Origin of the sequence: Neobacillus sp. GCM10023253, from assembly GCF_042653105.1 — a bacterium.
Taxonomy (GTDB): Bacteria; Bacillota; Bacilli; order Bacillales; family Cytobacillaceae; genus Neobacillus; species Neobacillus citreus.
This window is the reverse complement of the sequence record NZ_JBHSHV010000003.1, coordinates 1,082,042-1,108,143: the sequence shown is the minus strand read 5'-3', so window position 1 is coordinate 1,108,143 and position 26,102 is coordinate 1,082,042. Positions and strand designations below refer to the sequence as shown.

The following is a 26,102-nucleotide window of genomic DNA, read 5'->3' as shown; positions in this document are numbered from 1 at the left end:
GAACAGCTCCCTCCTTTTCACATTAAATACATTAGGCAGGTGCAAAAAATGTCAACAGCTTGGTGGAAAAATGCAGTCGTTTATCAAATTTATCCAAAAAGCTTTAAGGATACAACCGGTAATGGTACCGGAGATCTTCAAGGCATCATTGAAAAACTCGACTATCTGAAAAAATTAGGTGTCGATGTTCTATGGCTCACCCCTATATATCAATCGCCACAGCGAGATAATGGGTATGACATTAGCGATTATTACAGCATATATCCCGAATATGGCACAATGGAAGATTTTGAACGGTTGCTGAATGAAGCCCATAAGCGCTGTTTAAAGATCATGATGGATATTGTCATCAATCATACCTCAACAGAACATGAATGGTTTAAGCAGTCAAAATCCTCAAAAGATAACCCGTACCGTGACTTCTACATTTGGAAGGATGGTGTAAACGGAGCACCGCCAAACAACTGGCAGTCTAAATTTGGCGGTTCTGCTTGGGAGTATGACGAAACGACTGGCCAATATTACCTTCATCTTTTCGATGTGACCCAAGCGGACCTCAATTGGGAAAACGAAAAGGTCCGCCAAGCCTTATATGAAATGATGCATTTTTGGCTTAAAAAAGGAGTCGATGGCTTCCGTCTTGACGTTATCAATCTCATCTCAAAAAACCAGCAGTTCCCGCAGGATGAAACGGACGGACGCAAATTTTACACTGATGGTCCAAGAATCCATGAGTTTCTGCACGAGATGAACGAAAGGGTTTTTTCAAATTATGATTTAATAACGGTCGGTGAAATGTCGTCTACCTCTATTGATCATTGCATCGATTACACAAAACCCGAACGGGAAGAATTAAATATGGTGTTTAGCTTCCATCACCTGAAGGTTGATTACCTGAATGGCGATAAGTGGACGAATGCGGATTTCGATTTCGATGCCCTTAAAAAGATTCTGTCTAACTGGCAAATAGAAATGATTAAGGGAGGCGGCTGGAATGCCCTTTTCTGGTGCAATCACGACCAACCACGCGTGGTATCGCGATTTGGGGATGATGTGAAATACCATAAAGAATCAGCGAAAATGCTAGCCACTGCGATCCACATGATGCAGGGCACCCCTTATATTTACCAGGGGGAAGAATTCGGAATGGCCAATCCGAACTTTAATTCCATTGAGGACTACCGTGATGTAGAATCCTTGAATATTTTTAAAATCAAGAAAAACGAGGGAATGAGTGAACAAGAAATCCTTACTATCTTGAAGCAAAAGTCACGGGATAACTCAAGAACACCGGTACAATGGGATTCCAGCCGCAATGCTGGGTTTACGGCAGGTACTCCATGGATTAATACAGCGGAAAATTTCTTTGATATCAATGCCGAAAACGCCATGCAAGATCACGATTCTATTTTCTATTATTATCAAAAACTTATTCAGCTTAGAAAAAATCACGATATCATAACAGACGGAGACTTTGAATTAATTTTAGAAGATGACAAAGAGGTTTTTGCGTATGTTCGTTCCAATGGCGTTGAAAAAATGCTTGTTCTAGTTAATTTTTACGGGAAAGAAAAAGCGGTCACTCTCCCATCTCACTTACATCTTGATGGTGAACATTGTGAAATGTTAATCTCTAATTATGAGGATTCAGCTGCACTTGGGAGCCAAATTCATTTGCGGCCATATGAGTCCATCGTTTACCTTATGAAGAAGTGATTGGTGATGTCTTTATGACAAACAAATATTTAACCATCTACAATACGATTGTCGAACAAATTAAAAGCGGAGAAATCCTACCTCAGACGCTCCTGCCTTCTGAGAATGAATTAACAGAACACTTCCAGACATCAAGGGAAACTATCAGAAAAGCGTTAAATTTGCTATCGCAAAATGGATATATTCAAAAAGTCCGCGGCAAAGGTTCCATCGTCATCGATGTCTCCAAGTTCGACTTCCCTGTTTCCGGACTAGTCAGCTTTAAAGAGCTTGGCCAAAAAATGGGCCGGAAACCGAGAACCATCGTGAATGAGTTGGAATTAATGAAACCGGACGGCTATATTCGCCAGCAACTCCAGCTGTCCGGGAAAGATCAGGTCTGGAAGGTCGTGCGGACACGAGAAATCGGCGGAGAAAAGATCATTTTAGATAAGGACTTCCTAAATAAAAAGTTTGTTCCAGAATTAACAGAAGAAATTTGCGCAGATTCTATTTATGAGTATTTGGAAGAAGACTTGAATCTTACCATCAGTTTTGCGAAAAAAGAAATAGTGGTCGAAGAACCGACGGATGAGGACCGTGCCCTTCTGGATCTTGATGGTTTTCATAACATCGTTGTTATTAAAAACCTTGTATACCTGGATGATGCCAGTCTATTTCAATACACGGAATCCCGGCACCGCCCCGATAAGTTTCGGTTCGTCGACTTTGCCCGAAGGACAAATTGATTATGAATGGAAATCTCTTGTAAAAGAGGTTTCCTTTTTGATTTTTTGCTACAATAAACCTAACTTAAGAACCTGAGGTGAAAAGTATGTGCGGGCGATTTACCTTAACAGCAACAATTGATCAGATTCTTGACCGGTTCGATATACAAGCTTTCCTTGACGAGGAAAATTATTTGCCAAGCTTTAACATTGCCCCCTCTCAACTGGTATTGGCAATCATCAATGATGGCACGTCCAATAGGATGGGCTTTTTAAAATGGGGGTTGATTCCTCCCTGGGCCAAGGACATGTCGATTGGTCATAAAATGATCAATGCTCGGGCAGAAACTTTAACAGAAAAACCAAGCTTCCAAAAGCCGTTCCAGAAAAAGCGCTGCCTTATTATTGCGGATAGCTTTTACGAGTGGAAACGAAATGATGATAAAACGAAAACACCAATGCGGATTAAACTGAAGGATGATAACCTTTTTGCGATGGCCGGACTTTGGGATAAATGGAAATCCCCCGAAGGGCAATCTGTCTTTTCCTGCTCTGTCATAACAACTGCCCCGAACGAATTGATGAAGGATATTCATGACCGAATGCCGGTCATTTTAAAACCGGAGGACGAACATAAATGGCTTGACCCCTCGATTACGGATACGAATTTCCTTAATCAATTCCTGGTGTCATTTAATAAAGATCAGATGGAAGCATACGAGGTCTCTTCGCTTGTAAACTCGCCAAAAAACAACTCGATTGATCTCATTCAAAAAATATGCTAACGCACATTTTTTCCGACTATGGACAAGTTGCCTATATGCACGTCCACATTCTGTCATATGATGTACTAACCCATTAAGTTTTTCCTTCTTTTAAGTGGCCGGAAGCCACTTTCTTTTTTTGTCCGAAAACCCATCCGTATAAATGGTCTGTATCACATATAAAGTGAATACAATGTAAAATACCATCAACAAATAACCAGGGGCCCCCCACTAAATTGCAATGACTTGTTGATACCTTTTGTTTTTAGAGGTGAGATGATTGGTTTTCATTCCAACAAATTTGAATATTTGTTATTTAAAAGTTGGCACACCTGACCATAAGAGCGCTGTTTCCTTTGGTCAAAATATTTATTTGGGAATCAATACAGTTGGGAAGAAAAATCAGGGATTCGGCCAGCAGATGGCCGATGATTCTACAACCGTTTTTCCTATCGGAATCATATTTGATGATGAAATGATTGATATGCCTTCGATTAAAAGCGAACCCAAGCCGGGGCCGCACGCCTAAAAATTGAACAGGAGTGATTGGTTTGAATATTGCACCTATGGCCATTAATTTCATTGGTTTTAAGATTAACGCAGTGGATAATACCTCTGTCATCAACTTTGGGCCGAACCAATTTATCGATCAGTTTCTATCTTATAAAAGAAACCAAGGAGTCGGCGAACAAAACGGTGATATCTCCCCTGTCAACATTCCGATTAACTATGTAATTGATCCAGACATTAATGATAGTGGAACAGTCAAAAACAGTGTTGTATAAATTTATGAACGAAAAACTTAATCGACAACGAGGTGAACCTTTTGATCTTTGCACCAATGAACATCAATCTTGGTGATATAAAAATTAATGTTTTCGACCACGCCTCCGTCATGAACATGGGCCCCAATCTATTTATCGACCAATTTGTTTCCTATAAACGGAATCAAGGCTATGGAGAGCAAAACGGCGACTTTGTACCGCTTTATATTCCAATTTGCACGGTATATGACCAAGATATCAGTGACAGTTGGTCAGGAAAAAGCAGTTTTATTTAGTATATCGATATGGCCGTCTGGCTTTTCTGCCGACGGCCATTTTTATGTCCTTCTCAAACTAATACTTTGCTAATATTCCAATTTGTTAGAATAGTAGTATAATAGAGGAAAATTTACATAAAGGAGAATCGCTAGTATGGATAACCTATTAATCGAATTTAAGAATCTGCCGACAACCTGCATTTCCGATGGAATGGATGGCCTAAATAACCTCCACCCATCCATTAAACCTCTTAAAGAAGAGTACAAGCTTGCAGGGCGGGCCTTTACTGTCAAAATCCCAGTCGGTGATAATTTGGCCGTTTTAAAAGCGATTCGTAACGCTCAGCCGGGTGATATCTTGGTTGTCGATGCCAAAGGAGACCAATACCGTGCCATTGCCGGCGATTTTGTTGTCGGCATGATGCAGACCCTCGGAATCGGCGGCTTAGTGGTTGATGGTGTCATCCGTGATATTGTGGGTATTAAAGAATTAAACTTCCCTGTTTTCTCCCGAGGAACGGCGGTCGCTGCAAGCGGCAAAGCAGGTGTCGGTGAAATCAATGTGCCGATTTCCTGCGGCGGAGTCACGATAAACCCTGGTGACATCGTTGTTGGAGATGCCGATGGAGTAGTTGTCGTCCCTCAATCAATTGAACAAGAGATTTTAACTAAATCTCAAAACAAATTGAAAAAAGACCAGCTAAGAGAAGAAAAGATTTCCGGCAATCGTGAAGCGATTATTAAACATTTGGATGAAATGCTTTCCAAATAAAAATGCCCCCTTTTTCCTATTTAGGAATGGGGGTTTTATATTTTTTGATCCTACTTTAAAATTGTGCCTGACCGTTTTCAATTCGTATACTTATTTGGCGAAGTTTGGGAAATATAAAGTTTATAAATGTAGATTTTTGGCTGGGATGGTTGCTTGTGGGGATGAAGATTAAAAAGATTCTTTATCATTTAATTATGCTCAGGGATAAAATATTAGTCCCTTTTGTGCTTTTATACATATTATTGGCGGCGCTTGGGATTTTCTGGATAGAACCAAAAACCTTTGAATCGTACATTACCTCAATATATTGGGTATTAACCACGCTGGCAACTGTAGGTTTCGGTGACTATGCGCCAGTAACAGATGCAGGAAAAATTTATACCATCTTCCTTTATATCACCGGCATTGGGTTAATAAGTGTATTTGTTGGTAAAGTCATTAATACCGTATACGTAATTGATAAGCTTAAGGTTGGAGGAAAAATGAAATATACAGGGAAACATCATATTATTCTGATTGGCTGGAGCCCGAAAACAAAATTAGCCGTAAAGGAAATTCTTAAGACAGACAAAAAGACGGATATAGTCATTATTGATAATTTAGAAAAAGCTCCAATTACCGAGGAACACCTGTTTTATGTCCGCGGTGATGCGACCGACGAGGAAACGCTCCTAAACGCCAACCTTCCAAAAGCTAAGGGTGTAATTATTTTTGCTGACCAGATTGCACAGGATAACTTTTTAACAAAAGACCCTCTTCTTGTGGATGGCAAAACCTTATTAGTGGCGACCGCGATCACAACGCTTGAGGAAAAATTAAAAAAAGATATTCATGTCACGGCAGAAGTTATCAATGAAAACCATATCCAATTGTTCAAACATGTTCAGGTCGATGAGTTTATTCCAACCCAGGAAATGATTTCGCACGCTGCCGTCCGCTCCTTATTCTCACATGGCGTTACCCATATGTATTCAGAATTAATGAGTACACAGTATGGAGATTCCATGTATGAAATTCCAAAAAAGAAGGAATGGAAAACGTACCGTGATGCTTTTTTTGAACTGCTTAATAAAGGGGCAACGTTAGTAGCCGACCGTGGCGACATGCACATTAATCAAAAGCTGGACCAAATGATTCCCGATGATGCCCAGCTGTTTGTCATTTGTGATAAGGAGACCATCAAACAATTGACTAAAAGTGTTGAAAAATAATTTAAAAAAGGGGTGGATAAATCATACACCCCTAAATAGAAAAATAATAAAAGTAATGGCTTTCTCTTTTGAAGCCAATTTTTTCATAAAGACCTTGCGCCGGAATATTGTCAGAGGCTGTCTCAAGCAGTACACCTTTTGCTCCAGTATCCTGTGCCATTTCAATAGCCTTATTAATTAATTTTTCACCTACACCCTTGCCACGGTATTCTTTTTTCACATACAAATCATTCAAAATCCAAGACCGTTTCATGCTAACTGATGAAAAGGTTGGATACAGCTGCGTAAAGCCAACCGCCTCCCCACCATCATAAGCGATGAAAATTACCGATTCCCCATTTAATATTCTCGACTTTATAAACTCCCGTGCTCCTAAGGTATCAGGCGATTGCTCGTAAAATTGTCTGTATAAATCAAAAAGCTCCGTTACAGCATCTAGTTCTTTGATTGTGGCTTTGATAAGGTTCATTGATGCACCTCTCCCCCTTTTATTTTCCCTTTTTCCTATTTATGGTACACTTTATTGTACTTCAATTGGATTCATTTTTGATAGTCATTTTTATTCCCCCAAAATGAAAAGTTCTTTTTTCAAAAATAAGGATTTATTTTTTGGCTTAAGGATTTCTTAAGGTTCACGCACCATAATGGGAAAAAGTTAAGGTGAATGAATTTGGAGGAATTAAGATGAAAAAGAATTATACAAAAATTGTTCTCGATTTGTTGATGGCCATCACGTTTGTGCTGCTAATGAATCCAAGAGTATTAGATGGACTGCCGTTTCATGAAATTGCCGGCCTGGTAATTGGGGGCGCTATTCTAGTACACATCGGCTTGAACTATCGCTGGGTGGTTAATACAACGAAAAAGATCTTTGACCCGAAGCTTCCTAATAAAACACGATTTAGTTATCTTTTAAACGTACTGTTGTTAATTTCGATGGCAGGTGTTATTATCACTGGCATATTAATTTCTAGGGTTGTATTACCAAGTCTCGCCATTCAGGGAAATCACACTATTCGTGAATTACATGGATTATCTGCTGATGCCACACTTGCATTTGTTGGACTTCATGTTGGTGTACATTGGCAGTGGGTAATGAGTATCTGTAAAAAGGCATTTAAAACAAAGGAAGGGATACTTAGGAAAGGTGTTATTGCATCCGTTGTCCTGTCACTCGCTATTTTAGCAGGGGGAATTCAATGGTTCGCTTCAACAGCTACATCAAGCATGGGTGAGTTCAAACCGATGCAAATGCAGCAAAGCACTCAAACATCTAATAATGGAAATACGATAAATACAGAGAACTCAACTGCGCTGACAAAGCAAGGACCTCCTAATGGAGATTTTCGAAATGAAAAATTCCATGCTAAAGAAGGACATGGAGGATCAAGCAACCCATTTCTCGTAGTTCTTAACTATTTTGCGATTTGGGCAGTAATCATCATTCCTACTTATTATATTGAAAAGCGAATTTTAAGGAAAAAACGGAAATCTAAATTAGCCCATCCTCAAATGACATAAAAATGTATATGTGATTAAAAAAAGTCCGGTTTATTGTTCCGGACTTTTTTACTTCTTATGATAATTTGAGATGATATTCATTCATCCAATTGTTACTTTTCCATTTTTCAGAAATAATATCATTAATTGCAGGGGGATATGGACTTATTCTAATATGTTCATAAATACTTCCAAGTACGGACTTGTAATCTAATTCGGCACAAACGCTAAACCATTGCTGGACCGTTTCATTTTTTGCCACAAAAAGAGGATATACCCTTTCAATCAAGACAATCAGATTAAACGCCTCTTGTTTAGTCAATGAAATTTCTCCTTGAAAATCCCTAGGAATTATGATTATTTCTGTAATCCGCCCCGTAATTGATTCACGCCAAATTCCAGGTAAGCTTTTAAACAGGTCAGCATAAATACCCAACCTTCTTTATTGTCCAGTATATTATGTATTAAGGCAGTGTCATTCTCTTGAAAGCCGTCTTCCATTATTTCAATAATCGTGCTGGAAGAATTCATTTCTTTTAAGCTGATGGTTACGGTATGTTCGTCCTCCGGCGGGCCCCAAAGGAAGACAATTTTTTTATTCTCCTCTACTTCAACAACTTTAATTTCCAATTGCGCATTGTACAAATCATATTCCAATTTGATGGTCTTTCCCGCTGCCCATCTTTCTGAACTCGATGAGAACCAAAAATTCCCGATTTTCGAAGGATCGACAAAGGCCTCAAATACATCTTTGGCAGGCTTTTTAATTTGAAACTTTGTTAAATTATTCATTATAATCCACTCTCTTTCACCTATTAACATAATCAGGGTTGTCTCATACGGTTTATTTTATACCATTTTAACTTTTTCTTAATCCACTATCCGAATAAATTTGTTTATCTTGTTTCGGTTTCACCTTTACACCAAATATCCATCTCGTTATGGCTGTCCGCTTGATGATAAACTCATATATTAGCCAAGAAATAAGCACAGTCAGGACCATAATGAGGAAAAACGACAGAATCATACCAAGATTGATTTTTAAAACATAGTAACCTATGACAACTAACACACTCTGGTGAATAATATAGATAGGGAATGCTGCTTCATTCATGTACGGGATAGCCTTGTGAGAAAAATTCAAAAATTTGTGACCGAAACCCAAAATCACCGCAAGCGTCAGCCAAACATTGAAAGTTCTTAAAATAGATATAAGTATATCCACACCTGGAAAAATCTTCCTGTCCTGATTCATTTGCAGCAAGATAACCCATGCCGGAACCAAAACAACCAGTGCTGCCAATCCCTTCACGCGAATTCGATTGAACATATTTTGATAGCTTTGATGGGAACAAGTAATAAAGCCCATTATAAAAATGAACAAGAAAAAGAATGGATTTTGACCGCCTGGTGCCGGGAGTGCCTGTGTCACAAACAAACCAATGAATAGTAGGAAAAATACAGGTGGCCTGCTACATACTTGATTAAATTTTTCATGTTTGCTTTTTCTCATGGGGTTTTTAAAAAAGTTGAAAACCGGCAGCGCCACAAGCGAAAGGACAAACAAATAAAGTATGAACCAAAGGTGCGCCGGTGTGAAGGTGCCAAAATAGCCGGATAGATCAGTGAAATCAGTAAAAAATGTTCTTAAAAAAGTGAAATAGTTCCCTGCTGTTCCTGTGTGATTTAATTTCGCAAAATACCCCTGTGGCGGAATGATAAACAAAACGCCAAAAATCAAGGGAATCAACAATCGATTCACGCGATCTTTTATGTATTCCTGGTTCGACCTCCTCTTTAGGGCGTACCAGCTCGCTGACCCTGCCAGCCAAAAGAGCAGCGGCATAAACCAATAACTAGTTACGGCAATGAACCAACTAAGCCCCCAGCTTAATTCCCCACTTTTCACATAAAACGGATCCCAATAATCAAATACTCTCGCTGAATGAAACGGAAATAACAGCAGGATTCCCAGATTTCTCAGCCAATCAATATCATATCTTCGATTCTCACTCACTCAGACTCCCCCAGTCTAAAACCAATTTTTTCCTAGATATATTGTAGTGATTCCAACTGCTTCTTACAAGGAAAATTTACCTAAAAAAGCAAAAAACTCCCGACAATGGGAGTTTCATATTAGGGTTTTATGAAAAAGTAGTAGCATGACATTCTTGTAGAAAATATAAAATAGCGGACTGGAAACAAAGATCCAACCCGCTTATTAATTCTATGAACCTTTTTTTAGTTAACGAACCGTCCTGTTTTACCTTTTGAGCTCCAGTATTCATTACGAAGGTGGACCTTTTGGATTTTTCCAGAGGCAGTCTTTGGCAGTTCCTTTACAAAGGTGACGCCTGTAACCGCTTTAAAATGAGCCAATTTTTCACGGGAAAACGAAATGATGTCCGCTTCGCTGACTTCAGCACCTTCGCGCAATACTACATATGCATGGGGAGTTTCGCCCCATTTTTCATGTGGAACTGCAATGACGGCAGCCTCTAATACCGCAGGATGCTCGTACAGCGCCCCTTCCACTTCAATGGAAGAAATGTTTTCTCCGCCGCTGATAATAATATCCTTTTTCCGGTCAACGATCTCGATATTACCGTATTCATCGACCGTTCCCATGTCACCCGTGTGGAGCCAGCCGTTTCGGATTGTTTCCATGGTCGCCTCCGGGTTTTTCCAATAGCCAAGCATAACACCGTGGCTTCTTGTGACGACTTCACCAATCTCCTGACCGTTATGGGCTACCTCTTCTCCATGCTCGTTGACTACTCTAACATCAGAACCAATCATTGGATAACCCGCTTTTGCTTTGATGCGTGCTTTCGTTTCGGGTGACAAGTGTGTAAGCTCCGATCGGATTGTTGAAACCAAGCTAAGAGGCGTAGATTCTGTCATTCCGTACACCTGAATAAACTCCCAGCCAAGCTCTTGTTCAACGCGGGTCACGAACGCTGGCGGCGGTGCAGAACCCGCTATAACCACGCGAACGTCATGCTCTATTGCCGGTTTATTTTTTTCATAGTATTGCAGCAAAGAATTCAGCACTGTTGGTGCCATGTGCAGCACTGTCACCTTATGTTCCTGGATGGCCTGAAAAATTGATTCAGGAGTAGCCTTTTTCAAGCAAACATGTGTCGCACCATTTGCCGTATAATAAAATGGCGAGCCCCAGCCGTTCACATGGAACATCGGAAGAACATGAAGATAGACATCTCGGTCGCTCACGCGCAAGTGGTGCATCGTGCTTAATGCATGAAGATAATTATTGCGGTGTGTCAGCATAACTCCTTTAGGGTTTCCTGTTGTACCGCTTGTATAAAGAAGGCTGCAGACGTCATTTTCATCAAGTTCTGCACGATTGAAATTGCCTGATGGGTGGCCTGCCAGCCATTTCTCATAATCCACCTCATCGGTTTGATCATCTTTATATTGAACAATGATATGTTTGACTGTTTCGAGCTGCTCTTTAATCGGAGTGATTAAATGGTACAAGTCCTGGTCAACCAACAGTACTTTGGATTCACTATGGTTTAAAATAAACAAGTAATCTTCAGGCTTCAAGCGGATATTGAGCGGCACCATGATGGCGGCAAGCTGGAAAATGCCATAAAATCCTTCTAGCATTTCGACTGTGTTTGGCGCAAGATATGCAACCCTGTCCCCTTTTTCTACACCTAATTCCTTTAACCCATGAGAAAGCTGGTTCACTCTGCCATTCAGCTCGGCATATGTAAATTGGCGTTCATCGCAAAAAACAGCCTGCTTGTCTCCATAAAGTGAAACGGCACGATCTAAAAATTCCGGAAGTATTAAAGGTACATTCATTTTTTTCACCTCTTTTTAAAATTTAGAATATTCCAATATAATATTATTCTATCATATAATTTTTAAATAAAAATACAAAAATTTGTCTAAAAATAAATAATTGCACCTAAGTACTAATCTGTTGGAAAATCCCATAAAATAGAATGTACGTTCGTAGAGGAGGGCGAGGAAATGCTTAAGAGCAATGATTCCTTGATTACAGGTGAAATGTTAGTCAAATATTACGAACTAAACAAGAAGAAAAAAGAAATCGAACTGGAAATGGATGAATTAAAGGAAGTGTTTCAAAGCTATTTTAATAATTTAGTAGGAAAGGACATGAAAGGCGAAATTACGTTGAGTGGTTTTAAATTGCAAAGGCAAATTCGCAAAATGGAAAAATTCCATGAGGCGGAAACGGTGAAAAGGTTGGAGGAAATGCAATTGAACGACCTCATCCAATTGGTGAAGAAGCCCGATGATTCAAAAATAAAAGCGGCGCTCGAACTGGGATTAATAAAGCCAAATCAACTAGAGGGCTGTATTGTTACTTCTCTTTCCCCTGCTATCTCGGTAAAACCAGTGACGCCGCGATAAATTCATACAGAAGATTTTTATGGGTAAATTTCATTTTTTTGTAATCGCTTGGGACTTCCAGGAGTTTTTTCGTTTTGATCTTCATTACTTCATGAAGGACACTTCCCTCTTGGAGTCCCTTCGTTTTGGTCTTCATCGGCTTTATGAAGGACATTTCCCTCTTAGATTCCCTTAGTTTTGGTCTTCATCGGCTTTATGAAGGACACTTCCCTCTTGGAGTCCCTTCGTTTTGGTCTTCATCGGCTTTATGAAGGACACTTCCCACTTGGAGTCCCTTCGTTTTGGTCTTCATCGGCTTCATGATGGACATTTCCCTCTTGGAGTCCCTTCGTTTTGGTCTTCATCAGCTTTATGAAGGACATTTCCCTCTTGGAGTCCCTTCGTTTTGGTCTTCATCAGCTTTATGAAGGACATTTCCCTCTTGGATTCCCTCCGTTTTGGTCTTCATCAGCTTCATGAAGGACATTGCCCTTTTGAAATCTTTCCTCTTTGCCAACCCATTTTTGTCCTATACCCAATTTCTGTTAACCTTTCCCCTTTCTACTTTTTTGTTATCCCCCATGCATCAGCCAGAACCCGTATCCCCTCTTTAATTTGATTCTCTGACAGCCCGCCGTACCCAAGTAAAACCTTGGAATCCATCCCGCCAGCCAACTCCACATCATAGACAGACAACGGATACACCTTTACTCCAGCAGCCAGCGCCCTCCGTACCAACTCCTCCTCCCTCATGCCATTCCTAACGTTCAAAACAATATGCAAACCCGACTTTTCACCGATTACCTTCACCCATTCACCCATAAAATCATGAATCGCTGAAATCAGGAAGGCTTGCTTTCTCCGGTAAAGTGTCCTCATTTTATTTAAATGGGTTTGCCAATGGCCGTCGTGCATAAAACGATAAAGCGTATCCTGATGGAGCCGGGAGACTGCTTGTTTATAAATGGTGAATTGCTCCCTGTACCTGGCCAACAGTTCTTCAGGCAGGACCATATAACTGATTCGCAAGGATGGTATCAACGACTTTGAAAAAGTGCCTAAATAAACAACTCTACCGGATGAATCCAGCCCTTGCAAAGCTGGAATCGGTTTTCCTTTATATCGGTATTCCCCGTCGTAATCATCCTCAATAATGTATCCGCCCCTTTCTTCTGCCCATTTCAACAATTCCATTCGTCGAGCAATTGGCATAACCATTCCCAGCGGGAACTGATGGGATGGAGTGACATACACGACACGGGCGCCGCTCCCGTGCAAACATTCTACAGCAATCCCTTCTTCATCCAAAGGAACCGGAACAGTTCTGGCACCTAAATCTTGCAAAACTGCCCTTGTCCGGTGAAATCCAGGGTTCTCCAAAGCATAAATTTCATCCCTGCCGATTACTAAACAAAGGAGTCCCATCAATACCTGTGTTCCCGCACCAACAACAATTTGCTCAGCTTTGCAACGAACACCTCTAGACTGAAATAAATACTTGGCAATTTCCCCGCGAAGCAGCCTTTCCCCTTGCGGATTGCCGGTATAAAACAAATCCCCCTGATCCTCATATAAGGCTTGAACCGACAGCCTTCTCCATAAACTGAATGGAAAATGTTCAAGGTCGACCTTTCCCGAATTAAAATCTATTTTTACAGCAGGATCCGTCAGCTCCTCAACCATCCTTACAGGCTCCACCTTATCATGTCTGACCATTAAATCCTCCAGCAGCTCAACAACAAACAAACCTGAACGCGGACGGCTTTCCAGAAACCCTTCCGCACAAAGCTGGTCATAGGCAGACTGAACCGTATTCAGACTTAGTCCCAAATAATTAGCCAAATTTCGTTTGGATGGCAATTTTTCCAGAGGTTTAATATTACCTTTAAAAATTTCATCTTTGATAAAGTTCGCAAGCTGCATATATAAAGGCGTTGGGCTTTTATGATCCAATACAGGCATTATCTCAAGCATTGCCAATCCCCTCCAAAAGCTGACCCTACTAAAATCATTTAATCTGATATCTTTGATTATACCAGTTTACCAATTAAACTTGAGTTCACATCTAAGATTTTTTATATGTGAATCCGTAACTTAATCTCTAAAATTTTTCCAACAAAGAAGGATTGTTCCTGCTTTTTTCATGAAAAAGGAAATTTTGTAAATAATATAACTATGACATATTGTGAAATGGGGTCATGTAAATGAATCATGCCAATATTAAGCTTACAGCATCTGAAATTGCCTGTGTTTGGACCACCTATATAAACGATTGCATGTCAAAGTGTGTTTTAACCTATATGCTGAAGCATCTTGAAGATGAGGATATCAAACAGATTATTCAGATGGCCCTGGGCATTTCCGAGACCCACCTTGATTTTTTAACTACCCTATTTAAAAAAGAAAATTTTGCCGCACCTAATGCCTTTAACGAAAATGATGTAAACTTGAACGCCCCAAGGCTATATACTGACTCTTATTGTATAAGCTATGTCAATCACATGGCAAAAGCTGGCATGCTAGCTTTTAGCGGTATGGTCGCCATGAGCGCCAGGGAAGACATTCGTTCCTTTTTCACAACAGCCTTAACCGAAACAGCATCTCTTTATAACAATAGTTCGGAGGTTTTGTTAAGCAAAGGTTTGTTCGTCCGGTCTCCATATATTGAGGTCCCTGGAGAAACCGACTACATCGACAGCAAAAAATATTTGAGTGGGCTAAATCTATTCGGTGACAAAAGACCGTTAAATGCTATTGAGATTTCTCATTTATTTTTAAATGTGCATACTAATTCAATTGGTGCAAAAATCTCTCTTAGTTTCGCACAAACCTCACCATCTAAGGAAGTTCAGGAGTTCATGTTACGAGGCAAAGAAATTTCACAAAAACATGTCACGATTTTTGCGCAAACTTTACTAGAAAATAATTTACAAACACCTGAATCTTCAGATATTGGAATCACAGATTCCACTATACAAGTGTTCTCAGAAAAACTTATGATGTACCATATGGCACTGTTAAGTGCCGCCGGATCGGGGAATTATGCAACTGCAGCAGCAGCCAGCCAGCGAACAGATTTATTCCAGACGTATGACCGACTGTCACTGGAAATTGCCAAATTCGCTAAGAGTGGTGCCGATATTATGATCAAAAACAGCTGGCTAGAACAACCGCCCGGGACGAAAGACAAAGAGATGCTGTCTAAAAAGAAGGAAGGGTAAACTTAATCCGAACTATTTTTTTCTTTATTGAAATTGGCTGCCCAATAAATATCCCAAGTAAGCAAGAAAAATTCCGATTATGTAGGTTAAGAATGTATAAAGATAAAATTGCCATTTTTGTTTTTTCAAAAGGAATTCTAGCATTTCCAATTTTAACGTAGAAAATGTGGTAAAGGCTCCCATGAACCCGGTTCCAAATAATAGAGCGAGCGTTGGGTCGGCCTTTGCCCCGCTAATCATTCCTAGAAGAAATGCACCGGCTAAATTAACAGTTAAAGTTCCTAGCGGAATTGCTGCCTTTGCATTTAACTGCTTGCTTATCAAAAAACGGGCAATTGCGCCAAAAAATCCCCCTAATCCGACCATTATTAAATGGACAATTGTCATGATTTTTGCACCGCCTCACTGCATTTAAATCCTAATCGGCTCATTATAAGGCCACCGATAACACTAATAGCAACGTATAATACGGCTAAAACAATTTTTTCATCATGAAACAATTGGACGGTTTCAACACTAAGCGTGGAAAATGTGGTAAATGAGCCGACGAACCCTGTCCCAATCGCAGTTGTAATCATAGGTGGCAACGAAACCCGTTTAAACAAATTAGTCGTGAACCACGCCAGCAGAAAACTCCCGATTAAGTTAATTGTTAGAGTGGAAAAAGGAAAAGAAGCGCCTTTAAACAGCGAGATCCCTATCCAATACCTTAAGATTGCACCTAGCGCCCCGGCAATGCCCACTAAAAAATAAACCAAATGAAATGCCCCCTTGGCTTCGATATAAAAAACTCCTGCAAGGAAACACCCCGCAGGAGATAACAACAAATTTATTATAAACCCTGATTTTTGAAAAAGAAAGATTCCCTTATTTTAGAAAAATAAATGCGAGGAAATTTGCCGGTCCTTATGTTCCTCATATAGCTGATCGACCAACTCTTGGTGTACGGCCTCTTCCATGGTCACATTACGTTTTTTTATTGTTATGGTAAAAAACAACATATTCAAGTTCATTTTAAGTTCCTCCTTCTAATGTTTTCTTTATTTATCTCTAGTATAGAAGGATTTCCCATATCTAAAATCGTGACTATGATGGAGATTTTTCTACTCCTTTAGTCTGAGAAAATAGTTTATCTCGTTTGAACATTTTATGTACAGAATAAATCTTTTTAGCTGCGTACTGCTACCTTTTCCGGAAGCTCTACCCCTTCCCAATCTTTGCAAACATCGACCCAATCCTTGGCGAAGGAATATTCAAAAATTTCATCACCTGTCAACTCGATTGCAGATTTTGCGCTTCCGCAAGCTGGAAAGAGAGTTTCAAAACGTTTCATGGAAACATCTAAATATACATCTAAATCATTTTTTAAACCAAATGGACATACACCGCCTACAGCATGTCCCGTTTGTTCCAACACTTCTTCGGCAGATAACATGCGGGCTTTAAAGCCAAAGGTTTGCCTAAATTTTTTATTATCAATTTTTGTATCTCCGGCCGCCACAATCAGAATGGCTTTTTCTTCTTCCCCTCTGAAGGACAAAGTTTTAGCAATACGCGCCGGAATAACGCCGATGGTTTCAGCAGCAAGATCCACTGTTGCACTCGACGAATCAAACTCCATCACATCCTGTTCCCGTCCCCATTGCTTGAAATGGGCTTTCACACTTTCTAAAGACATCCTATTCCATCCTTTCCCATCAATTTTATGAAGTATAATAACAATTTTCGTGGCGCAAAACAAATCAAATGCTTATCTTTGAAGCTTTTCGGCACTTAGGGACACCTGCAACCATATTGTTAGATACTGCTATCATTTATCTACTTTAACAATATAAAATTGATATATATTTGCAATCACAATGGGAGTATGGACATTTACCTATTTTTGTAGTCTCTCCATCGCTGATTATGATTTAATGGAAATAAATACACAAAATGGGAGGTAATTAAGTGAATTCATTATTTAGTAAAGTTTTAGAATTAGACCTTGCTTATCTGGATACCTTTTCGAATAGAATCGAAACATCCTGGGGGTACTTGTTTTATAATGAAAATCAGCCAGCCTATTATGACGCCAATCATGCACATATCCATGAAGCTCCTTCTAATCCAAAGTCTGTCATCGAAGAGGTACTGGATTTTTATCAAAAAAGAAACTTGACCCCAAGATTCTATATCTTCAATATTGAAAATCAAGGACCTTTAATCAAAGAATTGTATGCCAGCGGCTTTCGATATGAAGAGCTCGTCTCCCCTGTCCAAATCTGGAATAAAGAATTAACATCACGACAGCAAAAAAACAGAATACAAATAGAGAGAGTTACAGAGGCCAATTATACAGATGCATTAGAAATCGAATGCCAAATTAAAGAGTTTGGCGGCCGGGGGGTGCGGGAAAAAGCCTTTGCCGTAGAGTTTAAACATCCATCATTCAGCCGCTATCTGCTTAAGATGGATGGCACTGCCTGCTCCACTGCCTGTTTATTCGAGCATAGGAATCAAGTCCGTTTGGAACACGTTGCCACACTTGAAGAATATCGCGGCAAAGGCTTAATCGGCGACCTCATTTATTTTCTTCAAGAAGAAGTAAAGAAAAAAGGCTTGGAGAACTTGTGGGTTTTCCCTATCGATGAGCGGGTTGAGAATGTATATGCCAAATACGGATTTCAATCGTTAGGAAAATTTATTACAGGGCATGCTTTTTTGTCTGGAAAAAGTGTGATGGAAATCAGGGGCAGCTAATGGTGTCCCTAATCAAATAATTAGTTTATTCGAAGTTAGGTAGAACAAATTCCCCTTTTAAAACGTTTGAAACTTTTGTAATATTAAGAGATTGAGAGCTTAGAAACACCTTTGGGGGGATACAAATGAATTCACATGGTGCAGTTTTGCCATATCCACGGGCAAAGGGCATTATATTGGTGATTATCGCAGCTGTCTGCTGGGGCGCTTCCGGTACAGTTGCCCAATATTTATTTCACAATAAAGGCTTTAACTCAGGCTGGACGGTTGTCATTCGACTCCTTCTCTCCGGGACAGGATTATTATTTTTTGCACAAACTGTTGCGAAACAAAATATATGGAATGTCTGGAAAAACAAACAGGATGTGGTCCAGCTTGTCTTGTTTGGAATCTTCGGCATGCTTGCCGCTCAGTATACCTATTTTGCAGCGATTGAGTATAGTAATGCAGCTGCCGCAACGGTCCTTCAATACTTGGCACCTGTTATGATAGCTTCTTACCTTTGTCTGAGGAAAAAAAGATTACCGTCAAAGCTTGAATTGATGGCCATCTTGTTCGCATTGGGCGGAACATTTTTGCTAGTTACAAAAGGGAATATTCATGCGTTAGCAATCTCTGTACCTGGTTTTACTTGGGGAATTCTTTCAGCATTTGCGCTTGCTTTTTACACACTATACCCGGGCCGCCTGCTTGCAAAGTGGGGGTCGCTCATTACGGTTGGATGGGGAATGATGATCGGCGGTATCGTCTTCAGCTTTGTCTATCGACCATGGCAGTTTCATGGTGATTGGTCCGGGACGTCATTTTTGGCGATGGTGTTTGTCATCATTTTCGGAACAATCATCGCTTTTTTCTGTTACATGGAAAGTATGAAGTATATTAATGCATCAGAAGCGAGTCTTCTTGCTTCCGCAGAACCGTTATCGGCAGCTTTTTTATCTGTTGCTTGGCTGCAGGTTTCGTTTGGACCCGCTGAATGGCTTGGCTCCTTCGCCATCATTGCAACAATATTTATTTTATCGGCTGTAAAACAATAAGGATAACCCAAAGGGTCGTTGAATAACGACTCCTTTGGGTTATCCTCTGTTTTGGCTAATAAGAAAGTATAAATTCAACTACGCCTCATGAACCGTCCTATCGGACTCGCCAATCGGCGAGTTTTCATTTATTATTCCCCTAAATCAACGTTATGATAAACCTGTTGAACATCATCAAGATCTTCAAGCGTATCGATTAATTTCTCGAACTTAGCAACAGCATCTTCCGGAAGCTCAACCTCGTTTTGCGCAAGCATGGTAAGTTCGGCTGTAGTAAATTCTGTTATACCAGCATTTTTGAAAGCTTCCTGCATAGCGTGGAACTGGTCTGGCTCAGCATAAACGATGACCTGGTCCTCTTCCTCAACCACGTCACGAACGTTCACGTCTGCTTCCATAAGGATTTCAAGGACGTCCTCTTCAGATTTTCCTTCTAAGCCAATTACAGCAGTGGCATCGAACATATATGCAACAGAACCGCTGACACCCATATTTCCGCCATTTTTACCAAATGCAGCACGGACCTCTGAAGCGGTGCGGTTAACATTATTAGTTAAGGCATCAACAATAATCATCGAGCCATTCGGACCAAAGCCTTCATAACGAAGTTCATCAAAGCTCTCATCAGAACCGCCTTTTGCTTTATCAATCGCCTTATCAATAATATGTCTTGGCACGCTGTAAGTCTTGGCACGCTCCAGGACAAATTTTAGACCCTGATTAGCCTCCGGATCGGGTTCGCCGCGGCGTGCTGCCACATAGATTTCACGGCCGAATTTAGCATAAATACGACTTGTATTTGCATCCTTTGCTGCTTTTTTATCCTTGATATTGTTCCATTTACGACCCATATGAACACTCTCTTTCTGGTTTGAATCTATCCAAAATTATTTATGAAAAAGCTGTTACAATTCAACCTTTTCAAAAATAGCTTTTGGGAGTCTATTTTCTAAATATACACAGATAATATTATACCTAATTTAGCTCATTTGTTAAGAGTTTGATTATCAAAAAGAAAGAAAGTTCATTAGAACATGATCATTACCTACACCTCTGCAGGTGTTAACGCCATTCATTACCAAAAATAATAACGAGAAATCCACTGTACTGCCAATAACGCAATGCCCGTACTGATGTTTATCCAGCCCAAAAAGAGTGATGCTATTTTTTCCTTTTTCATATTTGCATTTTTATATGCTTTACTGTCGGTAAGGAGAATTAAAGAGCCTGTTAAAAATAAGATGACGATGACATAGCCTAAAAACCCAATATACATGCATTACACCCTTCCAAAGTTATTTTGCTTTCATACCGACACGATGTATATGGGTACTTACCTGAACATCATAGGTAAGATATTTATATTCCTTTTCCCATTTATCTTTGGTTTTCACCTTGTCATTCCAATAATTTGGAAGTTTCGCTCGAAAATGTTCTCCAAATCCAAACACGTCAGATTCAGCTTTTTGTGTCTTTGCGATCAATTTTCGAATAGCTTGAGCGACTCCCTTAGAAGTTTCATTTTCTATTTTCTTAATTATGCGCGAGTTTGTTAGCATAATCTTCGGACCTTGTTTTTCATCAATTTCACTTTCATAACGAATTTTGATAACGACATGTGGTTTTCCGTCCTTAAGACTAACATTTATTTTCGTTTTGCGGTTTATGGCCCTAACGATTACCATTTCATCAGTGTCCGGTACATTTACGAAGGCACCATACCCTCCTTTCCCTATACCAAGGATTGCCATGTAGATGCCAATTTCTAAAGGTGTGGTCTTTCCTGCCATCTTGTCCCCCTTGAAGTAAGCAAGACCATTCAGTTGAATATTTTCTTTACTTTTAATAGCTAAATAGGGCAAGTATGGATCCTGTCCTTTGCTTGATTGAATCGTCCAAAACAAACCAATAAAGCTGGAGGGGAATCTTCCCAAAGCTGATAAATTATCAACCATATCTGCTAAATAAAGGGATGGGACCCGCTCAAGTTCCGGAGACAGCTTCATATAGGTGGCCGCAGGCTCTTTAGAAACAACAAGGGAAGCCGTTCTTCGAATTTCCGGATTGCGCCTAAGAAAATCGTTAAATCTTAGTGTTCCTCTTTTTGCCACTTTTTCATTTAATACGATAATTCGTAAGTGACCTAAAAACAATTCATCAGCAATCTCCTGCTGAAGATTGAGCATTGCATCTTCAAAAGTATGTCCTATCACATTAACAACCAGAACAGAACTTCCTGAACCTTTTGTTTGTTCAGGACCTAATGGAATTCGACCGGGAACAGCAACTTGAGCCGTTAATTTAATAATATCTTCCTTTGGATTGGGAAATTTACTTCCTAAATGAGCAATCGCTTCTTCTTTATTCTTTTCATTTTCATCTGCTTCATCGATTCCAATTGCCAAAACATTTGCGCGTTTTTCAATTTCCTGGCTATCCCAACAGCCGCTGAGCAAAGGAATGACTAATATGGTTGCGATCAGTATTTTTATATAATCATTCCTCACGTTTTTTCTGCCTCCATCCCTTTAAAAGGTCAATTGTTAATAACAATAGCGGGTACATGATGGTTATCACTAGACCCGCTCTGCCAATCATTTGGATTACCTCATACATATGTAAGATGTTTTGAGGAAGCATGGCTAGAACAAACACAATAGGCATGATGAAATAGGAAAGAGCTTTATGGTCCTTTAACCTAAAAAGTTCTTTTATAGAATGAATAGTAAAAAAATAGCTTGAGAAAAGGGTGGTAAAAACAGCTGTTACCCAAACAGCTAAAAAAATGACATCCAGTCGCTGTAAAATATTACCTGGCACGCTCGTTGTTCTTGCCAATTCCAGAGTCGGCCAGAACAGATGTTTGATTTCTTCAGGTCCGAACACAGAGACAGTTGCAATGACAATTAATAGGTATAACCCTCCTGAAACGAATATCCCCCAAAAGCTCGCCTTAATGGCTTTTTGAGGTTTTTTCATTGCTGGAATTATCATTGTTATGATAAAAGAACCTTGTAACAAGGCAGAAATGGTCAACATTCCAGCCATCATTTCCTTAAAGTTGTTTCCAACCATCGGCCGTAAATATAGGATGTTGGCATTTTTTAGCGATAAGGCCACGACAATTAAAGCCGGAGCCAAAATCATTGGAAAATAAAAATTATGAATGTATGCAAACACATTGATATTGTTCCGGCAGCTTATACATGCAAGAGATAGCATCACGATTACGGTCACTTCCAACGGCGTTTCTCTCAATACTGCCGTTACAACAACAGCCCCAAATTCGCGTGCTGCTAGGCCAGTTAATACTAAAAAAAAGGAAATAACGAATAGGCTGCAAAATCTCCCAAGCCACTTACCTACTATATCCTCACTGTACATAATGATCGTTTTATCCGGATGACGGATTCCAAGATACGCGAGGATAAATAAGCCGATGGCCGCAAAACCAATTCCTAATAATGTGACCAATGGTGCACCTGAATCCCCTGCCCGAACGGCAAACAAAGGCAATGGAAGAACTCCTACCCCGATAATGGTACTAATTAAGATCGTTGTTGCCTGAAGTGTTGTAATCTCCTTTGGATCCCCCATTATTCGAAGCCTCCCGTTGATCGTTACCAACCTTGTTATGTTTTAATACAGTATTTTCATTTTTACCAAGTCTGGTTCGATTTGCCGAATGCAGAAACTCCGGCCTTTTTGGCATCCACCACAATGGGCTGCGGATTACAACATCCTTCATGCCTTGATAATTTTCTGGTGAGACAGGTGACATGTACGGGACGCCAAAAGATTTTAAGGACAACATATGATTAAAAATAAAGATGATCCCAATAACGACGCCATATAATCCCAAAATTGATGCCATGATCATAATCGGAAATCTAAGCATTCGTAGGGCAAAAGCAGCCGAATAGGCAGGTGTCGCAAATGAGCCAATCGTAGTTAATGCAATCACGACTACTGTAATAGGACTTGATAGCCCCGCCTCAACTGCAGCCTGACCAATGACCAAAACACCCACAATTGATAAGGCTCCGCCTACTTGTTTGGGAAGACGAACTGTTGCTTCTCGTAAAATTTCCATCGAAATTTCAATGGTTAATACTTCAATTACAGCAGGATAAGGGACACCCGCACGTCCACCCGCTACCGCTACAGCAAACTCAGTCGGCAGAAGTTCGGGGTTAAATGAAATTAGTGACACATATAAGGACGGAAAAACAAGTGAAAATACCAGAGCTAATATCCGGGCGAGCCTGACAAAGCTGCCCATTAAGAATCTTGACGAATAGTCCTCAGTTGTTTGGTAGAATTGATTAAAAACAACTGGAACTAACAAAGCAAAAGGGGAGCCATCGACAAGAATGGCGACTCTCCCTTCAATCAAATTGGCTACTGTCCGGTCAGGCCTTTCCGTAGACTGCGTTTGTGGAAATGGTGAGAAGGGGTTATCTTCAATAAATTGTTCCAAATAACCCACATCCAAAATGGCATCTATATCAATTTCAGACAGTCTTTTTTCCACTTCCTTGACGACCTTCTCATTTGCAATTCCTTTAATATAGCAAATGGCTACAGTTGATTTTGTCAAACGGCCAATTTTCATCGATTTAACTTGGAAATCAGGGGTCGGAAGACGATATCGAAGCAGCATAATATTAGTTGAGATATTTTCTATATACCCTTCCCGTGGTCCCAAAATAACCTGCTCCGTCTCCGGCTGGTCAATGGAGCGTTTTTCAATCCTCTTCGTTCCTATATGAATTGCTATAGGTATACCGTCAATTAAAACAACGGTTTCTCCGCGTAAAAGAGCTTCAATTAATTGTTCAGTATTCCTCCCAGTATCTGCAAGGCTATGATATAGAGTTTCATTCATAATGATGTCAATCAAATTATCAGGCTGTATTTTTCGCCCTAATAAATGATCAGGTAAATACATAAGTGGCTTTAAAATATCCTTATTAATGGCCTCTTGATTAACGATATTGGAAAAATAAAATAGCACCGCTTGAAATTGCCCAAAAATTTTGAATGGCTTTATGGTGAAATCGTCATTATCTCCTAAAATTCCCTTAATATATTCCTCATTTTCTCTAAGTGTACTGCTGATGGGTCTGTCACCTTGTTCCTCCTCCATTTCGCTATGAAACTTCATATATGTATTTTTTCTATTTTTATTTTTACTCTTTCGATTTTTAAATAAGGTCACTTCACCACCGCCTTACCGATAATTTTTGTCATTTTTCGGTAAATATTCCTTTCTGTCTTGCTCTGCAATAATAAATATTTTTACATATAAAAAAAGCGGTCCACTTTTTAAGTGAACCACTTACAACATTGCTTATATTAATATTGGTGTCCTTCAACATTTTTTTCGGAATTTTACACCAACATTTGAAATAGCGTACTATCCTTATTTACTTCCCTGCAGTTAAAACCTTTCGTCTTGATTCGTTCTATTAAAGGGAAATAGTCTTCTCTATCCTTCAGCTCGATTCCAACTAATGCCGGTCCGGTTTCACGGTTGTTCTTTTTCGTATATTCAAAATGGCTGATATCATCGTTTGGTCCAAGGACCTCTAATAAGAACTCCCGCAGTGCACCTGGGCGCTGTGGAAAATTAACGATAAAATAATGCTGCAGTCCTTCATAAAGCTTTGAGCGCTCCTTGATTTCCTGCATCCGGCCGATATCATTGTTCCCGCCGCTGACGATACATACAACAGTTTTACCTTTAATCTGTTCAGCATATGTATCCAATGCAGCAATAGATAAAGCACCTGTAGGCTCAACAACGATCGCATTTTCATTGTATAAAGATAAAAGCGTCGTACAAACCTTTCCTTCAGGTACAACTACGATATCATCGATAAGCTCTTTACAGATATTAAAAGTCTTCGTACCGACTGTTTTAACCGCCGCACCATCAACGAATGGGTCAATTTTATCAAGCGAGGTGACTTCCCCTTTTAAAACCGATTCCTTCATCCCAGGGGCACCTTCAGGTTCAACACCGATTAATTTAGTTTCTGGAGAAAAATGCTTCAGGTAGGTACCCACACCAGCCATTAGACCGCCGCCGCCAATTGCTCCGAATAAATAGTCGATATTTTCATGACAGTCATTTAGAAGCTCGACACCTACTGTACCTTGCCCGGCAATGACGTCATAATCATCAAACGGATGGATAAACGTTCGGTTTTCTTCGCGGCTGCATTCTATTGCTTTTTCGTAAGCATCATCAAAGGTATCGCCTACCAAAACGATTTCGACGCTGTCCTTACCCCAAAACTTCACTTGGTTTACCTTTTGTTTTGGTGTCGTATTCGGCATAAAGATTTTCCCGCTAATGTTTAATAGGTGGCAGGAATAGGCAACCCCCTGTGCGTGGTTTCCAGCGCTTGCACAGATAATGCCATTCTCTATATCCTCGGGGCTCAACCTCTTAATACGATTGTAAGCTCCACGGATTTTAAAAGAACGGACACTCTGCATATCTTCACGTTTTAAGTAGACATGGCAGCCATAACGCTCAGACAATAAATGATTGTATTGTAGCGGAGTCGGCGAAATCACATCCTTGATGGTGTGACTAGCAATGATGATATCCTCCACATTAAATGTTTCGACCTGTTGACTCATGGTCAATTTCCCTCCTCAAGTTTGAAAAAATCTCAGCTTTTATAAACAATAAAAAACCCGTCCCCATTGGTATAGGGACGAGTTAGCTCGCGTTACCACCCTACTTCCGCAGCATCCAATAAACAACTTGCTGCGGCTCTCGATCATCCGTACATTGTAATATACGTGTTCCATTGTAACGGCGGACTTCCCGGTGCGGCTTACTGGAAATATTTCAGCAGCACATCTCAGAGATGATTTTCAGATAAGGCCTGTCATCGGCTTCCACCAACCGCCGACTCTCTTTAGACAAACAGCAAATCCTACTCTTCTCGTCATCAATTTTATAAATCAATTTTTAATAAGGT

General features: G+C 40.0%; 29 protein-coding genes and 1 other annotated feature. Of the genes, 13 read left to right on the top strand and 16 right to left on the bottom strand.

Features of this window, described 5'->3' with window-relative positions:
* The first annotated feature begins 48 nt into the window (after nucleotides 1-48).
* The 8 genes from treC to ACFPA1_RS05670 all read left to right on the top strand — a co-directional run bounded on the left by treC (nucleotide 49) and on the right by ACFPA1_RS05670 (nucleotide 6,212).
* The gene (gene treC / locus ACFPA1_RS05705) at nucleotides 49-1,716 is read left to right on the top strand and encodes an alpha,alpha-phosphotrehalase (protein ID WP_378581690.1); all 1,668 of its coding nucleotides are present in this window, start codon (nucleotides 49-51) and stop codon (nucleotides 1,714-1,716) included.
* Nucleotides 1,717-1,730: 14 nt separating this feature from the next.
* Entirely contained in the window at nucleotides 1,731-2,444 is a 714-nt protein-coding gene (gene treR / locus ACFPA1_RS05700; RefSeq protein ID WP_213140134.1) for a trehalose operon repressor, read from the top strand.
* 86 nt (nucleotides 2,445-2,530) lie between these two features.
* The gene (locus tag ACFPA1_RS05695) at nucleotides 2,531-3,208 is read left to right on the top strand and encodes an SOS response-associated peptidase (RefSeq protein WP_213140135.1); all 678 of its coding nucleotides are present in this window, start codon (nucleotides 2,531-2,533) and stop codon (nucleotides 3,206-3,208) included.
* A 259-nt stretch (nucleotides 3,209-3,467) separates the two neighbouring features.
* Nucleotides 3,468-3,716, top strand: coding sequence for a hypothetical protein (locus ACFPA1_RS05690; protein ID WP_213140136.1), 249 nt, complete (start codon nucleotides 3,468-3,470; stop codon nucleotides 3,714-3,716).
* 13 nt (nucleotides 3,717-3,729) lie between these two features.
* Nucleotides 3,730-3,972 (top strand): hypothetical protein, encoded by a 243-nt coding sequence (locus ACFPA1_RS05685; RefSeq protein ID WP_378581689.1) that lies wholly within the window; start codon nucleotides 3,730-3,732, stop codon nucleotides 3,970-3,972.
* 41 nt (nucleotides 3,973-4,013) lie between these two features.
* Nucleotides 4,014-4,247: a hypothetical protein gene (locus tag ACFPA1_RS05680; RefSeq protein WP_213140138.1), complete on the top strand. Its 234-nt coding sequence runs from the start codon at nucleotides 4,014-4,016 to the stop codon at nucleotides 4,245-4,247.
* A 136-nt stretch (nucleotides 4,248-4,383) separates the two neighbouring features.
* Complete coding sequence (locus tag ACFPA1_RS05675; RefSeq protein ID WP_213140139.1) at nucleotides 4,384-5,001, top strand: RraA family protein; 618 nt, start codon at nucleotides 4,384-4,386, stop codon at nucleotides 4,999-5,001.
* A gap of 104 nt (nucleotides 5,002-5,105) precedes the next feature.
* Nucleotides 5,106-6,212, top strand: a complete 1,107-nt coding sequence (locus ACFPA1_RS05670) for a potassium channel family protein (protein ID WP_213140140.1) — start codon at nucleotides 5,106-5,108, stop codon at nucleotides 6,210-6,212.
* A 31-nt stretch (nucleotides 6,213-6,243) separates the two neighbouring features.
* Here ACFPA1_RS05670 and ACFPA1_RS05665 read toward each other — a convergent pair whose 3' ends face one another.
* Complete coding sequence (locus ACFPA1_RS05665; RefSeq protein ID WP_213140141.1) at nucleotides 6,244-6,681, bottom strand: GNAT family N-acetyltransferase; 438 nt, start codon at nucleotides 6,679-6,681, stop codon at nucleotides 6,244-6,246.
* 215 nt (nucleotides 6,682-6,896) lie between these two features.
* Here ACFPA1_RS05665 and ACFPA1_RS05660 point away from each other — a divergent pair, with 215 nt between their 5' ends.
* Nucleotides 6,897-7,733 carry a DUF4405 domain-containing protein gene (locus ACFPA1_RS05660; protein WP_213140142.1) on the top strand — a complete coding sequence of 279 codons (837 nt, stop codon included), beginning with the start codon at nucleotides 6,897-6,899 and terminating at the stop codon, nucleotides 7,731-7,733.
* Between the two features lie 55 nt (nucleotides 7,734-7,788).
* On the opposite strand, the gene ACFPA1_RS05655 is transcribed toward ACFPA1_RS05660, so the two are convergent.
* The 4 genes from ACFPA1_RS05655 to ACFPA1_RS05640 all read right to left on the bottom strand — a co-directional run bounded on the left by ACFPA1_RS05655 (nucleotide 7,789) and on the right by ACFPA1_RS05640 (nucleotide 11,546).
* Nucleotides 7,789-8,034, bottom strand: coding sequence for a hypothetical protein (locus ACFPA1_RS05655; protein WP_213140143.1), 246 nt, complete (start codon nucleotides 8,032-8,034; stop codon nucleotides 7,789-7,791).
* A gap of 35 nt (nucleotides 8,035-8,069) precedes the next feature.
* Nucleotides 8,070-8,504, bottom strand: a complete 435-nt coding sequence (locus tag ACFPA1_RS05650; RefSeq protein WP_213140144.1) for an SRPBCC family protein — start codon at nucleotides 8,502-8,504, stop codon at nucleotides 8,070-8,072.
* Between the two features lie 67 nt (nucleotides 8,505-8,571).
* Nucleotides 8,572-9,729, bottom strand: a complete 1,158-nt coding sequence (locus ACFPA1_RS05645; RefSeq protein ID WP_378581688.1) for an acyltransferase family protein — start codon at nucleotides 9,727-9,729, stop codon at nucleotides 8,572-8,574.
* Nucleotides 9,730-9,953: 224 nt separating this feature from the next.
* Nucleotides 9,954-11,546, bottom strand: coding sequence for a long-chain-fatty-acid--CoA ligase (locus tag ACFPA1_RS05640; protein ID WP_378581687.1), 1,593 nt, complete (start codon nucleotides 11,544-11,546; stop codon nucleotides 9,954-9,956).
* Between the two features lie 171 nt (nucleotides 11,547-11,717).
* Here ACFPA1_RS05640 and ACFPA1_RS05635 point away from each other — a divergent pair, with 171 nt between their 5' ends.
* On the top strand, nucleotides 11,718-12,122 hold the full coding sequence (locus ACFPA1_RS05635; RefSeq protein ID WP_378581686.1) for a hypothetical protein: 405 nt from the start codon (nucleotides 11,718-11,720) through the stop codon (nucleotides 12,120-12,122).
* Nucleotides 12,123-12,662: 540 nt separating this feature from the next.
* On the opposite strand, the gene ACFPA1_RS05630 is transcribed toward ACFPA1_RS05635, so the two are convergent.
* The gene (locus ACFPA1_RS05630; RefSeq protein ID WP_378581685.1) at nucleotides 12,663-14,075 is read right to left on the bottom strand and encodes a PLP-dependent aminotransferase family protein; all 1,413 of its coding nucleotides are present in this window, start codon (nucleotides 14,073-14,075) and stop codon (nucleotides 12,663-12,665) included.
* A gap of 230 nt (nucleotides 14,076-14,305) precedes the next feature.
* Here ACFPA1_RS05630 and ACFPA1_RS05625 point away from each other — a divergent pair, with 230 nt between their 5' ends.
* On the top strand, nucleotides 14,306-15,322 hold the full coding sequence (locus ACFPA1_RS05625; protein WP_213140149.1) for a DUF3231 family protein: 1,017 nt from the start codon (nucleotides 14,306-14,308) through the stop codon (nucleotides 15,320-15,322).
* 24 nt (nucleotides 15,323-15,346) lie between these two features.
* Here ACFPA1_RS05625 and crcB (ACFPA1_RS05620) read toward each other — a convergent pair whose 3' ends face one another.
* The 4 genes from crcB (ACFPA1_RS05620) to ACFPA1_RS05605 form a co-directional block, all read right to left on the bottom strand.
* A complete protein-coding gene (gene crcB, locus ACFPA1_RS05620) occupies nucleotides 15,347-15,709 on the bottom strand; it encodes a fluoride efflux transporter CrcB (RefSeq protein WP_213140150.1) in 363 nt (120 codons plus the stop codon).
* A complete protein-coding gene (crcB, locus tag ACFPA1_RS05615; RefSeq protein ID WP_213140151.1) occupies nucleotides 15,706-16,080 on the bottom strand; it encodes a fluoride efflux transporter CrcB in 375 nt (124 codons plus the stop codon). Before crcB (ACFPA1_RS05615) ends, crcB (ACFPA1_RS05620) begins: the two co-directional genes overlap by 4 nt.
* Nucleotides 16,081-16,194: 114 nt before the next feature.
* Entirely contained in the window at nucleotides 16,195-16,335 is a 141-nt protein-coding gene (locus tag ACFPA1_RS05610) for a YrzI family small protein (RefSeq protein WP_213140152.1), read from the bottom strand.
* Nucleotides 16,336-16,490: 155 nt separating this feature from the next.
* The gene (locus tag ACFPA1_RS05605; RefSeq protein ID WP_213140153.1) at nucleotides 16,491-17,000 is read right to left on the bottom strand and encodes a YbaK/EbsC family protein; all 510 of its coding nucleotides are present in this window, start codon (nucleotides 16,998-17,000) and stop codon (nucleotides 16,491-16,493) included.
* 272 nt (nucleotides 17,001-17,272) lie between these two features.
* Here ACFPA1_RS05605 and ACFPA1_RS05600 point away from each other — a divergent pair, with 272 nt between their 5' ends.
* Complete coding sequence (locus tag ACFPA1_RS05600; RefSeq protein WP_213140154.1) at nucleotides 17,273-18,064, top strand: GNAT family N-acetyltransferase; 792 nt, start codon at nucleotides 17,273-17,275, stop codon at nucleotides 18,062-18,064.
* A gap of 125 nt (nucleotides 18,065-18,189) precedes the next feature.
* Complete coding sequence (locus tag ACFPA1_RS05595; protein WP_378581684.1) at nucleotides 18,190-19,101, top strand: DMT family transporter; 912 nt, start codon at nucleotides 18,190-18,192, stop codon at nucleotides 19,099-19,101.
* A gap of 131 nt (nucleotides 19,102-19,232) precedes the next feature.
* Here the strand turns inward: ACFPA1_RS05595 and ACFPA1_RS05590 are convergent, their stop codons facing one another.
* The 6 genes from ACFPA1_RS05590 to ilvA all read right to left on the bottom strand — a co-directional run bounded on the left by ACFPA1_RS05590 (nucleotide 19,233) and on the right by ilvA (nucleotide 25,755).
* Nucleotides 19,233-19,952: a YebC/PmpR family DNA-binding transcriptional regulator gene (locus ACFPA1_RS05590; protein ID WP_213140156.1), complete on the bottom strand. Its 720-nt coding sequence runs from the start codon at nucleotides 19,950-19,952 to the stop codon at nucleotides 19,233-19,235.
* 224 nt (nucleotides 19,953-20,176) lie between these two features.
* Entirely contained in the window at nucleotides 20,177-20,377 is a 201-nt protein-coding gene (locus tag ACFPA1_RS05585; RefSeq protein ID WP_213140157.1) for a CLC_0170 family protein, read from the bottom strand.
* 19 nt (nucleotides 20,378-20,396) lie between these two features.
* Nucleotides 20,397-21,608, bottom strand: coding sequence for a Ger(x)C family spore germination protein (locus ACFPA1_RS05580; protein ID WP_213140158.1), 1,212 nt, complete (start codon nucleotides 21,606-21,608; stop codon nucleotides 20,397-20,399).
* Entirely contained in the window at nucleotides 21,598-22,698 is a 1,101-nt protein-coding gene (locus ACFPA1_RS05575) for a GerAB/ArcD/ProY family transporter (protein WP_213140159.1), read from the bottom strand. Before ACFPA1_RS05575 ends, ACFPA1_RS05580 begins: the two co-directional genes overlap by 11 nt.
* Entirely contained in the window at nucleotides 22,646-24,268 is a 1,623-nt protein-coding gene (locus ACFPA1_RS05570; RefSeq protein WP_213141244.1) for a spore germination protein, read from the bottom strand. The genes ACFPA1_RS05575 and ACFPA1_RS05570 overlap by 53 nt, the downstream gene beginning before the upstream one ends.
* Before the next feature lie 227 nt (nucleotides 24,269-24,495).
* Nucleotides 24,496-25,755, bottom strand: a complete 1,260-nt coding sequence (ilvA, locus tag ACFPA1_RS05565; protein ID WP_213140160.1) for a threonine ammonia-lyase IlvA — start codon at nucleotides 25,753-25,755, stop codon at nucleotides 24,496-24,498.
* Between the two features lie 70 nt (nucleotides 25,756-25,825).
* Nucleotides 25,826-26,082, bottom strand: a binding site (T-box leader).
* Nucleotides 26,083-26,102: the final 20 nt, after the last annotated feature.

Coding starts and splice junctions, on each gene's coding strand:
- ACFPA1_RS05605 (WP_213140153.1), bottom strand. CDS start 17,000: ATGTCTTTAGAAAGTGTGAAAGCCCATTTCAAGCAATGGGGACGGGAA.
- treC (WP_378581690.1), top strand. CDS start 49: ATGTCAACAGCTTGGTGGAAAAATGCAGTCGTTTATCAAATTTATCCA.
- ACFPA1_RS05610 (WP_213140152.1), bottom strand. CDS start 16,335: ATGAACTTGAATATGTTGTTTTTTACCATAACAATAAAAAAACGTAAT.
- ACFPA1_RS05590 (WP_213140156.1), bottom strand. CDS start 19,952: ATGGGTCGTAAATGGAACAATATCAAGGATAAAAAAGCAGCAAAGGAT.
- ACFPA1_RS05660 (WP_213140142.1), top strand. CDS start 6,897: ATGAAAAAGAATTATACAAAAATTGTTCTCGATTTGTTGATGGCCATC.
- ACFPA1_RS05640 (WP_378581687.1), bottom strand. CDS start 11,546: ATGAATGTACCTTTAATACTTCCGGAATTTTTAGATCGTGCCGTTTCA.
- ACFPA1_RS05650 (WP_213140144.1), bottom strand. CDS start 8,504: ATGAATAATTTAACAAAGTTTCAAATTAAAAAGCCTGCCAAAGATGTA.
- ACFPA1_RS05625 (WP_213140149.1), top strand. CDS start 14,306: ATGAATCATGCCAATATTAAGCTTACAGCATCTGAAATTGCCTGTGTT.
- ACFPA1_RS05585 (WP_213140157.1), bottom strand. CDS start 20,377: ATGTATATTGGGTTTTTAGGCTATGTCATCGTCATCTTATTTTTAACA.
- ACFPA1_RS05595 (WP_378581684.1), top strand. CDS start 18,190: ATGAATTCACATGGTGCAGTTTTGCCATATCCACGGGCAAAGGGCATT.
- ACFPA1_RS05635 (WP_378581686.1), top strand. CDS start 11,718: ATGCTTAAGAGCAATGATTCCTTGATTACAGGTGAAATGTTAGTCAAA.
- ACFPA1_RS05665 (WP_213140141.1), bottom strand. CDS start 6,681: ATGAACCTTATCAAAGCCACAATCAAAGAACTAGATGCTGTAACGGAG.
- ACFPA1_RS05575 (WP_213140159.1), bottom strand. CDS start 22,698: ATGGGGGATCCAAAGGAGATTACAACACTTCAGGCAACAACGATCTTA.
- crcB (WP_213140150.1), bottom strand. CDS start 15,709: ATGACAATTGTCCATTTAATAATGGTCGGATTAGGGGGATTTTTTGGC.
- ACFPA1_RS05570 (WP_213141244.1), bottom strand. CDS start 24,268: ATGAAGTTTCATAGCGAAATGGAGGAGGAACAAGGTGACAGACCCATC.
- ACFPA1_RS05695 (WP_213140135.1), top strand. CDS start 2,531: ATGTGCGGGCGATTTACCTTAACAGCAACAATTGATCAGATTCTTGAC.
- ilvA (WP_213140160.1), bottom strand. CDS start 25,755: ATGAGTCAACAGGTCGAAACATTTAATGTGGAGGATATCATCATTGCT.
- ACFPA1_RS05675 (WP_213140139.1), top strand. CDS start 4,384: ATGGATAACCTATTAATCGAATTTAAGAATCTGCCGACAACCTGCATT.
- ACFPA1_RS05630 (WP_378581685.1), bottom strand. CDS start 14,075: ATGCTTGAGATAATGCCTGTATTGGATCATAAAAGCCCAACGCCTTTA.
- treR (WP_213140134.1), top strand. CDS start 1,731: ATGACAAACAAATATTTAACCATCTACAATACGATTGTCGAACAAATT.